Origin of the sequence: Fontisubflavum oceani, from assembly GCF_030407165.1 — a bacterium.
In the GTDB taxonomy this organism is placed as follows: domain Bacteria; phylum Pseudomonadota; class Alphaproteobacteria; order Rhodobacterales; family Rhodobacteraceae; genus Rhodophyticola; species Rhodophyticola oceani.
In genome coordinates, this window is the sequence record NZ_CP129111.1 from 1,697,287 (window position 1) to 1,710,948 (window position 13,662).

Consider the following 13,662-nt stretch of genomic DNA (forward strand, 5'->3'; position numbering starts at 1 on the left):
AAGGCCACCGGAATCGTGCCCCATATGACGCGAAGAGCAGTGCCCGCCTGCTGAGGCAGATAAGCCTACGGGCGGGCTTGGGCAAGGGGCTAGGCGTCCGATGACATCGCTTTGCGGAATCGGACCAAGTGATCGTCCCATCCGCTGTCAAAGGCGGTGAGTAGCCCAAAGGACGCCGCGCCCTGCGGGATGCCTTCATGCAACAAATGCAGTCTTGTGCCGGCCTCTACGGCCGTCAGTGTCCAGGTCACATCGGTCATCAACCCGTCCATCGGTCGCGCGGTGAAGCGATAGCGGAGCCGGTTTGGCGCCTCGGCCTCCTGCACCTCGCCCCAACAGAGCGGGTCGCCATCGCTGCCGCCCATCGCGAAAGGGCCGGGTTGATCAAGCGCCGCCTCGGGCCGGTGGAACCAGATCGCCAATTTCTCCGGGTCCGTCAGAAAGGTCCAGACATCGGCGGGCGGGGCGGCGAGGATCAGGGTTTTCTCAATTTTGTGGGTGCTCATTGATGTTGGTCCTTTTCAACAGCTGATTTGAGGGCCGCGAGCCGGTCGTCCCAGAAGGCATCGAAAATCTCGAGCCAGCTGTGTACGGCGCGAAAGCCGTCAGGGTTGATGGCGTTGATCCGCTCGCGCCCCCTGGGCGTGATGGTGATCAAATCGCCAGCCTCCAGAATGCTCAGGTGCTTCTTGATCGCCGGGCGAGTCATGTCGAAGCGTTCGGCCACGGCGCCGATGGTCATCTCCCGTGTTTTAAGAAGCGCAAGGATGTCGCGCCGGGTCGGATCGGCGAGGGCGCGGAAGGCGGGTTGTGGATTGACGGTCATCTATACCTTCAAAGTAATACCATTTGGTTTCGCAATTATGAAACCGAATGGTATTATGTCAAGGGCTATCTTGCTTGATTTTTGTTCACGTATTGTTCATGTTTGACTCATGCCCGACGATCACACCTCTCCAACGCTTCGCCCTGGCCAGCTTCTGGCGCGGGGCGTCTGCCGCCACCTCAGAACCCATGATTTCGCGGTGCTGGAAGAATTCACGCCGGAGCGCGGCAAGCGGGTGGATGTGATGGCGCTTGGGCCGAAGGGGGAGCTTTGGGTGGTGGAGTGCAAATCCTCCCGCGCGGATTTCACCTCGGACGGGAAATGGGAAGGCTATCTCGATTGGGCGGACCGATATTTCTGGGCTGTGGATGAGGCATTTCCGACGGATTTGCTGCCCGAGGGCACGGGGTTGATCATTGCCGATGCCTATGATGCCGAGATTTTGCGCTTCGGGCCGGAAACCAAGCTTGCGGGGGCGCGGCGCAAGGCGCTGACCCAGAGATTTGCGCGTCACGCCGCGCTGCGCTTGCAGGGGATGCGCGACCCGGACGGGGTTATCTGACTGAGGTCTTGCTGCGCTCAACCCGGTTTAGCGCCAAAAGGGTCAGTGGCGGGCCAAGCAGTTCGAACACCACCGTTGTGCCGACCGTCAAGGTCATGATCACCGGGGCAAGCTCTGGGAATGTCTCGGAGGCCACCAGCGCCATGCCGACCGCCACGCCGGCTTGCGGCATAAGGGCGACCCCGAACCATGGCCGCTGCGCCCGCGCCGCACCGCCCAGTTTCGCCCCGAGCCAGCCGCCGAGGATGCGCGCCACGATGCGCAACACCACATAGGCCGCGCCAAGCGCGCCGATTTCGACCAGCATGCCCAGTTCCAGCGATGCGCCCGCCAAGATGAAAAACAACAGCATGAAGGGCCATTGCAGGTTTTCGATCTCATGAAAGGCGCGTTCATGATGCCGGGCGCGGTTGGCAACGATGGCACCGGCCACCATTCCGGCCAGCAAGAAGGACACATGGAACCAGATCGCGAGACCAGCGGTCAGGCACACCAGGCCAAGCGCCTCGGTCTGTTGTGGTTCGCCGCGTTTCAGACGGCCGGTTAGATAGGCGGCAGGCAGGCCAAGAGCTGCGCCGAGCGCCAGCGCGCCCAAGGTCTCCCGCGCGGCCCCCAGAAGGATGCCATCGCTGCTCTGCCCGGTCCATTGTGCCGCGAAGACAAGGATGAAGCTGAAGACGATCAATCCCCAGGCGTCATCTACGGCCACGATACCCTTGAGCGTGTCTGGGAAGGGGCCGGTTTGGCCGGATTGGTGGATGATGTCTTGCGTCGCGGCGGGTGCCGTTGCGGTGGCGATGGAGGCCAGGATCAGTGCCGTCGCTGGTGCCAGCCCGGCCCAGATCAACCCGCCGCCAACGATAATGAGGGTCGCCGTCACGATTGCGCCGGAGACCCAAAGGATCACCCGGCCGTTTTGCAACATTTTCTGGGCGGTGAAGGCGTTGCCCATGACAAAGGCGACCATGGTCAACGCGGTGACGGAGAGAAACTCGAACAGCGCCTCGAATTCGCGCGGGATCAGGTCGAAACCGGAGCGTCCAGCGATCAACCCGACCGCCAAAAGCAGTGTGACGCGGGGCAGGCGGGTGCGTCGGCCGATTTCATCGGCGGCAAGACCGGCCAGAAACAGACCGCCCAGGGTGAGAAAGGTCAGCGCGAGATCCATCTCGGCAACCTAGGCGCAGCCTTTTCTCTCCACCTTGACGGGGATCAAGTCGGTGCTTGGCCTATTTGGCCATCTTTCTGGCGGCTTCGGCGGCGGCACGGAGTTCGTCGGCGATTTCGAGCGCCTCTTCCGGGTCGAAATCCAACGGCAGATCGATCCCCTCGGCCTCCACATAGATGCGGACCATGCCCAAACTGGTCGGGCCGATCTGCAAATTCGCGGCCAGGTCGCTTTCTTTATTGATGCTCATGAGCGGGTCTCCGCGCTTGGGTGCGGCGCTCCAGGTAGCCCCTTGTCGAATCCCGGGCAAGAGGCAAATGCTTGCCTTAAGCAAGTTAATGGAGCGCCGTGATGGATGAGATCGACCGAATCCGAGCCTTTAATCGGGCCCATACACGCCGTTTGGGCCTCCTGCGCCAGGGGTATTTGGAAGCGGGGCTCAGTTTGGCAGAAGCTCGCGTCATTTTTGAGCTGGCAGACGGGATCGGCTGGACCGCCGGTGCGCTGTCGCAGCATCTCGGCCTGAATGAGGGGTATCTGAGCCGGTTGCTGAGCCGGTTGAGCAAATCCGGCTTGGTGGAAAAGACGCGACATCCGCAGGACGGCCGGGCCCACATCCTGGGGCTGACCCGCGATGGCCTGATCCGGGCGGCGGAGCTGACGGCGCTGTCTCGGGCGCAGATCGAAAGCTGGGTCGACGGGATGCCAGAGGCGGAACTGGCCCAACTGGTGGCGCGGATGGAGGCGGTCGAGGCGAGCCTAGCCCGGCAATCGGCGCCTGCGCCCGAGGTGGAGCTGCGCGATTTAGCGATTGGCGATGCGGGTTGGTTGGTTGAGCAGCATGGCGTTCTTTACGCGCGTGATGAAGGGTTTGACGCCAGTTTCGAGGCGCTGGTCGCCGAGATCCTGGCCGATTTCATCCGGCATCGCGACCCGGCATACGAGCGTGGATGGATCGCCTGGCAGGATGGGGCGCGATTGGGCTCGATCTTCTGCGTGAAAGGGCCGGAACCGGGCCTGGCGAAGCTTCGGATGTTCCTATTGTTACCCGAGGCGCGGGGGCTGGGCTTGGGCCAACGCTTGCTGGACACCTGCATGAGCTATGCGCGCGAAACGGGGTATCGGCGGATGGTGCTCTGGACCCATGAGAGCCACGAAGCGGCTTGTGCGCTTTACCGCAAAAACGGGTTCTCTCTCGACAGCGCGGTGCCTGTGACATCGTTTGGCGTCGATCTGGTGGAGCAGCAATGGTCGATTGACCTGGCGGGCTGAAGTCTTTGCTGGCCTCGATCGGTGGCGTTCCGGCCAAAACGCGATCGCCACCCGAGCGGAAGTGATAGGCGTAGGCCGGACTATGATCCGCTATCGTCGAGTGGTGTTTTCACCAGGAGCGACAGCTCTTGCGAGGCTTCGCGAAGCGCGTCGATATAGGTCAGGGCTTTGTCGATATCGAACCGCTGCCGGGGGGCGTGGAAGGACAGCGTCGCCATCAGCCGCTCATTGGTATCCAGAATCGGCACCGCGAGCGCGATCATATCGGTCATGAACTCTTCTCGGTCGAGCGCGTATCCCTGTTGCCGAACTTGGTTGATCTCTCGGCGCAGGGTCGCGGGGTCGCTGATGGAATTCGGTGTGTGTTGGGTCAGGTCGCTGGCATTGATGAAACGCCGGAAGTGGTTGCTGGCCAGCGAGCTGAGATACATCTTGCCGCTTGCGGTGCAGTGAAACGGCACGCGCGTGCCTTGCGGCAACTGAATGCGGAGTGGCCATTCGGTCTCGACCCGCTCCAGATAGATCATCGCATCGCGGTCTGGGAGCGCGATGTTGCAGGTCTCGCCGATCTCCTTGCTAAGCCGTTTGAGGATAGCCTGCCGCGCCGTCCGAATACGCAGAGATGAGAGGATGCCGCCTGCCAGGGTCCGGACCCTTGGGCCGGGCGAATAGGTCCGCCCGTCCATGTCGCGTTGCAGGAACCCTTCCTCTTCAAGTGTTGCGAAGAGGCGATGGATCGTCGGTTTGGGCAGTTCCAGCGCGGCATTCACCTCGGTCGGCGTTACCGGAACCCCGGCTTTCGCCACCTCTTCCAAGACCATCAGAAGCCTCAGATTGGTCGGTATCGTGTCGCGCGGGCTGTCGCCGTCCATTTTCGCCTCTTCGTCTTAGATCCCCGGCAGTAGCACCGTTGATAGCGATGGCACCAGGGCCACGATGATCCATACGGTAATCAGCGCGACGAGATAAGGCCAAGTGTAACGGAGCAATCGGAAATATGGCACGCCTGTAACGCCGGACGCGACATAGAGGTTGAGCCCGTAAGGTGGCGTGATGAAGCCGATCGACGCGCCGACGAGGAAGATCACCGCGAATTGCACTGGCTCCACGCCGACGGAATGGGCGATGGGGGCCAGGATCGGGGCGAGGATGATCGTCACCGGCAAGCTTTCCAGCACCATGCCGCAGACAAACACAATCGCCATGGCAGTGAACAAGATCGCGTAATAGCCGCCCATCGACGTCACGAAATCGCCGATGATCTGTTGCGCGCCGAGGACCGACAGAATCTGCTGCATCACAACCGAGACAGCGATCAGCGGTGCGAGGATGCCGGTGATCTGCGACGAGCGCATGGTGATCGAGGGCAGTTCAAGCGGGCTGGAAGCCTTGCACGACCAGCATTTCGACGGTGGAGCGGTTTTCAACCGGTCGTGCCTCGGTGCTGCCCATCAGTTTGTGGAGCGGCAAGCAGATGAAGCCCACCAACACACAGAACCCAACGGTCACACCTGCCGCCTCGGTCGGGGAGAACTTGCCGGTATAGATGCCCCAAAGCACTAGGCCGATGGCGAAGAAGCCGAGCCAGGCGCCGACGCCGGTTTTCAGAACACGCAGCGGGCTGAGCGGGATCAGATAGCCCCAGCCATTCATGAAGCAGATGATGAAGCAGGCGAGCATCATCGCCAGAACCATCAGCGACCCTGGGATGATCCCGGCCACGAAGAGATCCGAGATTGGGAGGTTCAGAAGGAAACCATAGACAATGAAGATGATCGACGGCGGGATGATAATGCCCACGGTGCCGCCCGCAGCGGCGGTCGCCGCTGAAAAGCGCTCGTCATAGCCGCCTTTGACCATTTCGGGATGCAACATGGAGCCGATCGTGGCCGTGGTGGCCGAGTTCGACCCCGAGATGGCCGCGAAGAGCCCGCAGGCGCCGAGCGCGGCCATGGCAAGCCCGCCCCGGATCCAACCGAGGCAAGCATAGGCGAAATCCGAGAGCCGTCGCGCGATGCCAGAGCGGTTGATCAAATCACCGGTCAGGATGAAGAGCGGCATGGCGAGAAGCGCGAAGCCGTCGGTAAACACGTCCGACAGCGCCGCGCCGATATTGTCGAGAGGCAGGCCAAGGACGAAGGACATGCCAATGACCCAATAGCCAATCACCAGAAAGACCGGCGTGCCCAACATGAAGAGGATTGTGACCCCAATGGAGATCAGTGTGATGATGGTTCCGTCACTCATATCAATCGGCTCCAATCACGGCTTGCTCGATAAGGGTGTTGCCCTCTCGAAAGTTCTTGAGATCGATGAGCCAGTTCTCGATCACCCGACCGACCAGCATCAGAAAGCTGAGTGGAACCGAGACTAGGAACCACCATTGCAGGATATTGTCGGTGCCCAGCATGATCTGGAAATTCGACGCGGAGTTCGCAACCAGGCGGGACGACGTCACCAGAACGACCCAGGAGAAGCCGATCCAGAGCAGGGCATCCATTGTCAGCGCCGCGAATTGTCCCGCGCGCGGCATCGCTGAGCGGAATTCGGCAAAGGCCAGATGGGTGCGCAGTTTGACGTTATAGCTGCAGCCGACCCAGGTCATGATCAGGAACAGAAAGGGCGGGATCGTGGTGGACCAGGGTGCCTGCTCGCCGATGGTGAAGCGGCGGATCACCTCGACAAAGATGATCGCGCCGATCATCAAATAGGAGGTCACCATGATGGTGGGTTCCAGCTTGCGCTCGACCCAAGGGATAAAGCGATAGAGCAGATAGAAGATCAGGCCACCGAGCAAGGTGGCCAAGAGCCCAACGGGCCAAGCCGCGGGCGTCCGCAGCGCTTGGCGGATCATCCAGGCATCATTGGCAAAAAACGCTGAGAATATGTCGCCTGCGCCGGCAAACCAGTCAGCCATCTGCGGCCCCTCCCTTTTGACACGTTTAATCTTAGATCGGCCGCCTCATTTTGTGCGGGAGGCCGTTTCTTGGTCAGGAGGGCGGCGCGGACCGCCCTCCCATATTGCGATGTTAGGCCAGGATCAGGCCGTGCGCCACCAGCGCCGCGGCTCGACATTTTCGGCGCGGGTATCTGCCGGGATCTGCCGCGCGATGTCGTAGATTTCCTGGTAGGTGTCGATGCCACCCGCCCAACCGTTGAGACGCTCACGCCACTGTGCCCAGGGTTCTGGGTTGAACTCGGGCGAGCACATCTCTTCGGCCATCCGGATCTGATCGTCGGGCAAGAAGGCCGGACGCACATCGTTTTCGGCGAAGATCGTGCCGGGCAGCACCGGATCGGAGAAGCCGACGGTGTTGACCAGCGCGGCCTCGTTGGCCGCCTGCACATGGACCTGCGCCAGATAGGCGGATTCCATGATCGCATCTTGCAGCTCGCCGGACATCGCGTCGAATTTCTCCGCCGACATGCCGGTATGCTCGGTGCCGCAGAAGAATTTCAGATCGACCGACTGGCTAACCACCGGCGACATGTTGGCGTACGCCACGGCCGAGGCCCATGTCTCTGCCCCGTCGATCAGGCCTTGGCGCAGACCATCGAGGGTCTCTTCCCAGGCAATCGGTGTCGGGTTCAGGTTCAGAAGCTGCATGGCGATCCGGCCAAGCTGCGTGCCGGTGACCCGGTTCCGCGTGCCGAAGAGCTCTTCCAGTGACGTCACCGTTGGGCGGTCGGCAAAAGACTGACCAAGCTGGATGCCGCGCAGCTCTGCGTGGCTGAACAGGAACTTCACGCCATGGCGCTGTTCCAGTGGATCGCGCAGAAGGCGCATCGAGTCTGGGCTGTAGAGGAAATGATACTGATCCGCGCGTGAGCGGAACATATACGCATAATCCAGCACGTTCAGATACGGCGCGGCGCCAGCGGAGTTCTGGGTCGAGGCGGCATACATATCCACCACGCCAAGCTGGGTTTTCTCCAGGCAGTTCAACTGGCCACAGATCTGGTTATCGCCGATAAACTCGATCCGGATCGCCCCGTCGGTCCGCTCCTCAAGGTCGCGGGCGAATTCCAGAACACCGGCCCGCTCAATCAGCAGGTTGCGCGCATTGAAGCCGGAGGCCCCGAGGGTGAGCTGATGTTCGGGCTCACGCGAATAGCGGCGTTCATAGGTCGATTCCACCGCTCGCGCGAGCGACGGCAGCGTGATGGCACCAGTGAACGTGGCGGCCCCCATCACAACGGATGACATCCCATATGTACTTGTCAGTTTGAGCAGATCCCGACGCGAGATCTGCTGAAGGACTTTTGCAGCCTTCATGTCCTCTTCCTCCCTATTGCGCAAAAATGATACTTGCGGTCTCAATATTGCTCATTTTATGTTCGCCCTGGCAAGGAAAATCTTTCTTCTGCGCAAAGGATAGGCAGGGAGTCCCAAAAAATGTCTGATATATCAGCAGATTATGTGATTGTCGGAGCGGGCTCTGCGGGCTGTGTTTTGGCGAATCGGTTGTCTGCCGATCCGTCGATCAAAGTGGTGTTGCTTGAGGCGGGCGGGCGCGACTGGAACCCCTGGATCCATATTCCGGTCGGATATTTTAAGACGATGCATAACCCGTCGGTGGATTGGTGTTATCGCACCGAACCGGACCCCGGTTTGAACGGACGGCAGCTTGATTGGCCGCGCGGCAAGGTGCTCGGCGGATCGTCGTCGCTGAACGGGTTGCTCTATGTCAGAGGGCAGCCGGAGGATTACGACCGCTGGCGGCAAATGGGCAATCCGGGCTGGGGCTGGGACGATGTTTTGCCGCTTTTCAAACGTTCGGAGAAGCAAGAGCGCGGTGCCGATGAGTTCCATGGCGATCAAGGGACGCTTGCGGTTTCCAATATGCGGTTGCAACGGCCGATCTGCGACGCCTGGGTCGCGGCGGCGCAGACGGCAGGCTATCCCTTCAATCCTGATTACAACGGCGCGTCCCAAGAAGGCGTCGGCTATTTCCAACTGACCGCCGAGAAGGGCCGCCGCTGCTCAAGCGCGGTTGCGTTTCTCAAACCGGCGCGGGGGCGCCAGAACCTGACCATCTTGACCCATGCGCAGACGCAACGGGTTCTGATCGAAGAGGGCCGCGCCACGGTGTGGTCTATCGCGACAAATCCGGCGCAGAACAGATCGTGCGTGCCAATGCGGAGGTCATCCTGTCCTCTGGCGCCATTGGCTCTCCGCAAATCCTGATGTGTTCCGGCATCGGGGAGGCGGATCAGTTGCGCGAGCACGGGATCGATGTTCTGCGCGACAGGACGGGCGTGGGCAAGAACCTCCAGGACCATCTGCAAGCGCGTTTGGTTTTCAAATGCAATGAGCCGACGCTAAACGATGAGGTTCGGAGCCTGTTCAACCAAGCGCGTATTGCCCTGAAATACGCCATGTTCCGCTCCGGCCCGATGACGATGGCAGCCAGCCTCGCCACTGGGTTCTTGCGCACCAGCGACCATGTGGAGACGCCGGATATTCAGTTCCACATTCAACCCTGGTCGGCGGACAGCCCGGGCGAAGGTGTGCACCCATTTTCGGCCTTCACCATGTCGGTTTGTCAGTTGCGTCCCGAGAGCCGGGGCGAGATCCGCTTGGCTTCGCATGATCCAGGCGTCTACCCGAAAATCCACCCGAACTATCTGGCGACCGAGACCGATTGCCGAACCATCGTTGAAGGCGTCAAGATCGCGCGCAAAATCGCCCGGCACGCGCCGCTCGACAGCAAAATTGCCGAAGAGTTCCGGCCCACTGCTGCGCTTGAGATGGACGATTATGAGGGCACGCTTGATTGGGCACGGAATAACTCGGTGTCGATCTATCACCCAACGGGCACCTGCAAGATGGGCAGTGGCGACGACGCGGTCGTCGATGCGCGGCTCAGGGTCCACGGGATTAATGGTCTCCGCGTCGCCGATTGTTCGATCATGCCCGAGATCGTCTCGGGCAACACCAACGCTCCTGCGATCATGATCGGTGAGAAAGCCTCCGATCTGATCCTTGAAGATCGCCGGGCGGGTGCCGCCCGCCCGGTTCACGCCTAACCCCGAAACGCGAAGGAATACGCCAGTGAAAATGACCACTGAAGAAGCATTTGTGAAAGTCTTACAGATGCATGGGATCGACAATGCCTTTGGGATCATCGGCTCGGCGATGATGCCGATCTCTGATCTGTTCCCGGCGGCGGGGATCAAGTTCTGGGACTGCGCCCATGAAACCTCCGGCGGGATGATCGCCGATGGCTACACCCGCGCCTCTGGCAAAATGTCGATGGCGATTGCGCAGAACGGGCCCGGCATCACCAATTTCGTGACGCCGGTGAAAACGGCCTATTGGAACCATACGCCGATGCTCTTGGTCACGCCGCAGGCGGCCAACAAGACCATCGGGCAGGGCGGGTTCCAAGAGATCGAACAGATGAAACTGTTCGAGGATATGGTCTGCTATCAGGAAGAGGTGCGCGACCCCTCGCGGATGGCCGAAGTGCTGAACCGGGTGATCGAGAAGGCCTGGCGCGGCTCGGCGCCTGCGCAGATCAACATCCCCCGCGATTACTGGACCCAAGTGATCGATATCGACCTGCCGCAGATCATCCGTCTGGAACGCCCGCAGGGCGGCGAACAGGCCGTGGCCGATGCGGCGAAACTGCTGAGCGAAGCGGCGTTCCCGGTGATCCTGAACGGTGCCGGTGTGATCCTGTCGGATGCGATCGACGCCAGTGTGAAGCTGGCCGAAGCGCTCGATGCCCCCGTGGCCTGTGGTTATCAGCACAATGATGCCTTCCCTGGCTCCCATCCGCTGGCGGTCGGCCCGCTTGGCTATAACGGCTCCAAGGCCGCGATGGAGCTGATCCAGAAGGCTGATGTGGTTCTGGCGCTCGGCAACCGTTTGAACCCGTTCTCGACGCTGCCGGGCTATGGCATCAACTACTGGCCGACCGAGGCCAAGATCATCCAAGTGGATATCAACTCCGACCGGATCGGCCTGACGAAGAAAGTCGATGTGGCGATCCAAGGCGATGCCAAACGCGTGGCCGAGCAGTTGCTGGAGAAACTCGGCACCGGTGCGGGCGACAAGGGTCGTAAAGAGCGTAAAGACTTAATCGCCATGACCAAATCCCGGTGGGCGCAGGAGCTCTCCTCGCTCGATCATGAGGAGGATAATGACGAAGGTGTCACCTGGAACGAGCGCGCCCGCAACCGTCAGCCGGACCGGATGAGCCCGCGCCAGGCCTGGCGTGCGATCATGTCGGCGATGCCGAAAGACGCGATCATCTCGTCCGATATCGGCAACAACTGTGCCATCGGCAACGCCTATCCGAGCTTCGACAAAGGCCGCAAATATCTGGCTCCGGGTCTCTTCGGGCCATGTGGCTATGGTCTGCCGGCGATCCTCGGTGCGAAAATCGGCTGCCCGGATGTGCCGGTGATCGGCTTTGCAGGCGACGGGGCATTCGGGATTTCGATGAACGAGATGACCGCCTGTGGCCGGGGCGATTGGCCGCCGATCACCATGATCATCTTCCGCAATTACCAGTGGGGGGCCGAAAAACGGAACACCACGCTCTGGTTCGAGGATAATTTTGTCGGCACCGAGTTGAACGAGGGTGTGAACTACGCCGAGATCGCCAAGGGCTGCGGCTTGAAAGGCGTGCAAGCCACGTCGATGGAGCAATTAACCGAGGTTCTGAACACTGCCGTCAAAGAGCAGATGACAGAGGGCGTCACCACCTTTATCGAGGTGGTGCTGAACCAAGAGCTTGGGGAGCCGTTCCGCCGCGACGCGATGAAAAAACCCGTCACGGTGGCGGGGATTTCCGCCAGCGATATGCGTCCGCAACAACGGGTCTAAGAAAGCGTCAAAATGATCCCAGGAAACAACCTGCCTGCGTTCCTCCAGAGTTTGGGGGAGCGCATTAAGCCGCTATGGCCGGGCATTTTGGTGGCCGCCTTGGTCGCCTTGGCGGCGCAGTTTGTGGCCGAGCATTACGGCGCGCCAGCGATGTTGATGGCGCTGCTTTTCGGCATTGCGCTGAATTTTCTGGGTGAATCTGGCCAAGCTGCCCCTGGGATTGCGTTTGGCGCCCGCACCGTCTTGCGGTTTGGCGTTGCGATCCTAGGCGCGCGGATCAGCGTGGAGATGCTGATGTCGCTTGGTTGGGGGATGATCGGCCTCTTGGTTCTGGGCACGGTGGCGACGATCATCTTCGGCGTGGTCCTGGCGCGCTTTATTGGCCAAGGGCCGCGCTTTGCCATTCTAACAGCGGGTGCTGTGGCGATCTGTGGTGCGTCGGCCGCCATGGCGATTGCGGCCGTTTTGCCGAAGGATGAAAAGTCCGAGCGAAATCTGTTATTTACCGTTCTGGGTGTCACGGTCTTGTCGACCGTTGCAATGATCGTCTATCCGATCCTCACCAACTTCCTTGGCTTCGACGATGTCACCGCCGGGGCGTTTATTGGGGCCACTGTCCACGATGTGGCGCAAGTGGTCGGCGCAGGGTTCTCGATCTCCGACACCGCTGGAGAGACCTCGACATTGGTCAAGCTCATCCGAGTGTCTTTCCTGGCCCCGGTCGTGGTTATCATCGCGCTTGTCTGGCGCCAAAGCGAAGCCGAGACAGATGGTCATCGCCCACCGATCATTCCCGGCTTCGTTCTCGGCTTTTTGGCGCTCGCGACTTTGAACTCCTTTGGCCTGATCCCGCCTGCTATCGGCGGCTTTCTCGCCGCGCTGTCCAGTTGGGCGCTGCTGACGGCGATCGCCGCGGTTGGTATGAAGACCGATCTTAAAAATGTCCTGCAAGTGGGTACCGGGCCGATCGTATTGATCTTTGCCGAGACCCTGTTTCTGGCGGCGCTTGTCTTGGCGGGCATCAGCTTTCTAGAACTCTCCTGATAGGTCGCGTGCAGCGCCGCGCCGACGCCGGAGGGTGCCACGTAGTACGAAAGAGGGTCGCCAGAACCAGGTTTCCATTCCTGGCGAAGGCGGCGGCTTAGTTCAGGCGGTCTATCGCGACGGAGAACCCGGTGAGCGAGAGGTCAAGCTGTGTCTCGTCACCGCTGCTCGACTCCATCACGACGGAGAGCGTTTCGCCAGCGATCATCTGGTCGATCAACGATTGGTCGGCCTCCTGGACCACAAAGCACCCGGTCTGAAGGCAGGTATTGATCGTATATGTCTCAGCGGTGCCGCCATCGACACTAAGATCGATGCCCCGCGGCAGGTTCAGCCCTAGCGGCAGTTGCACGATCAAGGTCGGGTTGTTGTCCCCGTCGGATTCTTGAAGCGACACGCTCAAAATCCGCTGGCCGTCGCCTGCTGACACAACATTCATCAGCGCCGCACATTGCAACCTGTCGCCGGTATTGTTGCATTGCACACCCCAACCGGAGCTATCGGCAACCGCTTGCGGCGCAGCATCGGCGGCGCCGGTGGCCTGAGCCAGTGCGCTTGGCGTGGTCGCGACCGATGCCAGAAGCGCCAGTGCCGACAGGAAATCGCGGGTTCGAATGATCTGCATCGTCTTCTCCAAACTAGGCAACATTGGCGCGTTTGTCCCCGCATATGGGCCCGGCGTCGGGGACATCTGGCCATTAATTCGAGATCAGAAGTCAAATGCGCGAGGGGGTCAACCCGTCAGACCCAGTCAGACCCGCGAGCGTGTCTCAGTCGGGAACATGAGAGATATTATTGAGATACTCGAATTCAGTTATTCAGTTAGCATTTGCATAGTTAACCTTTCAGTGGTCTTATCGTGACGTAGGGGAAGTGTTTAAGGTCGGGATATATACCGCGAAGGCGATCCGTCCTTTTGGGAGTTCAGGGTTCCGATAATGCGTCGGATTGTT

General features: G+C 60.5%; 12 protein-coding genes and 2 pseudogenes. 5 read left to right on the forward strand and 9 right to left on the reverse strand.

Annotated elements, in window-relative coordinates; all coding sequences use genetic code 11:
• Positions 1-89: 89 nt before the first annotated feature.
• Together QTA57_RS08810 and QTA57_RS08815 are read right to left on the reverse strand one after the other, a co-directional pair.
• Positions 90-506: an SRPBCC family protein gene (locus QTA57_RS08810; protein ID WP_290154614.1), complete on the reverse strand. Its 417-nt coding sequence runs from the start codon at positions 504-506 to the stop codon at positions 90-92.
• Positions 503-826, reverse strand: a complete 324-nt coding sequence (locus QTA57_RS08815) for an ArsR/SmtB family transcription factor (protein ID WP_290154617.1) — start codon at positions 824-826, stop codon at positions 503-505. Before QTA57_RS08815 ends, QTA57_RS08810 begins: the two co-directional genes overlap by 4 nt.
• 109 nt (positions 827-935) lie before the next feature.
• Here QTA57_RS08815 and QTA57_RS08820 point away from each other — a divergent pair, with 109 nt between their 5' ends.
• Positions 936-1,388, forward strand: a complete 453-nt coding sequence (locus QTA57_RS08820; RefSeq protein ID WP_290154619.1) for an MmcB family DNA repair protein — start codon at positions 936-938, stop codon at positions 1,386-1,388.
• Here the strand turns inward: QTA57_RS08820 and QTA57_RS08825 are convergent.
• Positions 1,381-2,556, reverse strand: a complete 1,176-nt coding sequence (locus QTA57_RS08825) for a cation:proton antiporter (protein WP_290154621.1) — start codon at positions 2,554-2,556, stop codon at positions 1,381-1,383. The two genes, QTA57_RS08820 and QTA57_RS08825, sit on opposite strands and share 8 nt — an antisense overlap.
• 61 nt (positions 2,557-2,617) lie before the next feature.
• Entirely contained in the window at positions 2,618-2,806 is a 189-nt protein-coding gene (locus QTA57_RS08830; protein ID WP_145215790.1) for a DUF6324 family protein, read from the reverse strand.
• Between the two features lie 101 nt (positions 2,807-2,907).
• Here QTA57_RS08830 and QTA57_RS18405 point away from each other — a divergent pair, with 101 nt between their 5' ends.
• Complete coding sequence (locus QTA57_RS18405; protein ID WP_330696792.1) at positions 2,908-3,828, forward strand: bifunctional helix-turn-helix transcriptional regulator/GNAT family N-acetyltransferase; 921 nt, start codon at positions 2,908-2,910, stop codon at positions 3,826-3,828.
• Positions 3,829-3,908: 80 nt separating this feature from the next.
• Here QTA57_RS18405 and QTA57_RS08845 read toward each other — a convergent pair whose 3' ends face one another.
• The 4 genes and pseudogenes from QTA57_RS08845 to QTA57_RS08860 form a co-directional block, all read right to left on the reverse strand.
• A complete protein-coding gene (locus QTA57_RS08845; protein WP_290154625.1) occupies positions 3,909-4,700 on the reverse strand; it encodes an IclR family transcriptional regulator in 792 nt (263 codons plus the stop codon).
• 15 nt (positions 4,701-4,715) lie between these two features.
• Positions 4,716-6,075, reverse strand: a pseudogene (locus QTA57_RS08850) (TRAP transporter large permease).
• Position 6,076: 1 nt separating this feature from the next.
• Entirely contained in the window at positions 6,077-6,745 is a 669-nt protein-coding gene (locus QTA57_RS08855; RefSeq protein WP_145215802.1) for a TRAP transporter small permease, read from the reverse strand.
• 123 nt (positions 6,746-6,868) lie between these two features.
• A complete protein-coding gene (locus tag QTA57_RS08860; protein ID WP_145215805.1) occupies positions 6,869-8,104 on the reverse strand; it encodes a TRAP transporter substrate-binding protein in 1,236 nt (411 codons plus the stop codon).
• 120 nt (positions 8,105-8,224) lie between these two features.
• Between QTA57_RS08860 and QTA57_RS08865 the strand changes: the two are divergent.
• From QTA57_RS08865 to QTA57_RS08875, 3 genes and pseudogenes are all read left to right on the forward strand, one after another.
• A pseudogene (locus tag QTA57_RS08865) lies at positions 8,225-9,858 on the forward strand (GMC family oxidoreductase).
• Positions 9,859-9,883: 25 nt separating this feature from the next.
• A complete protein-coding gene (xsc, locus tag QTA57_RS08870) occupies positions 9,884-11,665 on the forward strand; it encodes a sulfoacetaldehyde acetyltransferase (protein WP_290154628.1) in 1,782 nt (593 codons plus the stop codon).
• A 12-nt stretch (positions 11,666-11,677) separates the two neighbouring features.
• Positions 11,678-12,709, forward strand: a complete 1,032-nt coding sequence (locus QTA57_RS08875) for a YeiH family protein (protein WP_290154629.1) — start codon at positions 11,678-11,680, stop codon at positions 12,707-12,709.
• A 97-nt stretch (positions 12,710-12,806) separates the two neighbouring features.
• Here QTA57_RS08875 and QTA57_RS08880 read toward each other — a convergent pair whose 3' ends face one another.
• The gene (locus tag QTA57_RS08880) at positions 12,807-13,334 is read right to left on the reverse strand and encodes an invasion associated locus B family protein (protein WP_290154630.1); all 528 of its coding nucleotides are present in this window, start codon (positions 13,332-13,334) and stop codon (positions 12,807-12,809) included.
• Positions 13,335-13,662 lie beyond the last annotated feature (328 nt).

What these genes read in the sequence shown, in the direction of transcription:
- QTA57_RS18405 (WP_330696792.1), top strand. Translation starts at nt 2,908, where the DNA reads ATGGATGAGATCGACCGAATCCGAGCCTTTAATCGGGCCCATACACGC.
- QTA57_RS08875 (WP_290154629.1), top strand. Translation starts at nt 11,678, where the DNA reads ATGATCCCAGGAAACAACCTGCCTGCGTTCCTCCAGAGTTTGGGGGAG.
- QTA57_RS08820 (WP_290154619.1), top strand. Translation starts at nt 936, where the DNA reads ATGCCCGACGATCACACCTCTCCAACGCTTCGCCCTGGCCAGCTTCTG.
- QTA57_RS08860 (WP_145215805.1), bottom strand. Translation starts at nt 8,104, where the DNA reads ATGAAGGCTGCAAAAGTCCTTCAGCAGATCTCGCGTCGGGATCTGCTC.
- QTA57_RS08845 (WP_290154625.1), bottom strand. Translation starts at nt 4,700, where the DNA reads ATGGACGGCGACAGCCCGCGCGACACGATACCGACCAATCTGAGGCTT.
- QTA57_RS08830 (WP_145215790.1), bottom strand. Translation starts at nt 2,806, where the DNA reads ATGAGCATCAATAAAGAAAGCGACCTGGCCGCGAATTTGCAGATCGGC.
- QTA57_RS08815 (WP_290154617.1), bottom strand. Translation starts at nt 826, where the DNA reads ATGACCGTCAATCCACAACCCGCCTTCCGCGCCCTCGCCGATCCGACC.
- QTA57_RS08880 (WP_290154630.1), bottom strand. Translation starts at nt 13,334, where the DNA reads ATGCAGATCATTCGAACCCGCGATTTCCTGTCGGCACTGGCGCTTCTG.
- QTA57_RS08810 (WP_290154614.1), bottom strand. Translation starts at nt 506, where the DNA reads ATGAGCACCCACAAAATTGAGAAAACCCTGATCCTCGCCGCCCCGCCC.
- QTA57_RS08825 (WP_290154621.1), bottom strand. Translation starts at nt 2,556, where the DNA reads ATGGATCTCGCGCTGACCTTTCTCACCCTGGGCGGTCTGTTTCTGGCC.
- QTA57_RS08855 (WP_145215802.1), bottom strand. Translation starts at nt 6,745, where the DNA reads ATGGCTGACTGGTTTGCCGGCGCAGGCGACATATTCTCAGCGTTTTTT.